General features: G+C 54.3%; 1 protein-coding gene. It reads left to right on the top strand.

Features of this window, described 5'->3' with window-relative positions; all coding sequences use genetic code 11:
* Positions 1–280: serine aminopeptidase domain-containing protein (locus HBA93_RS20795; RefSeq protein WP_221724539.1), on the top strand; the 280-nt coding region annotated here is incomplete at both ends.

Genomic DNA, 280 nt, shown 5'->3' on the forward strand with positions numbered 1-280 from the left:
CGCCGGAGAGCTTTGCCCGCAATCCGCTGACCCATGATCAGACACGCTATATCCGCAATGCCACGATTACGCGTGATCAGCCGCAGCTCGGTATTGCAGGCCCGACAATTCAATGGCTGGCACAGACGATGCGCGCCATTCACAGCATCAATAACACTAAGTTCTACGAGAATTTCTCAATCCCGACCCTGTTTCTGGTTCCGGGTGCAGATCGCGTTGTAGACCCTCGGGCAGCAATAAAGCTGGCAGAAAACCTGCGCACAGCTTCACTGATCACCAT

Origin of the sequence: Ochrobactrum sp. SFR4 (assembly GCF_019730395.1) — a bacterium.
Classification (GTDB): domain Bacteria; phylum Pseudomonadota; class Alphaproteobacteria; order Rhizobiales; family Rhizobiaceae; genus Pseudochrobactrum.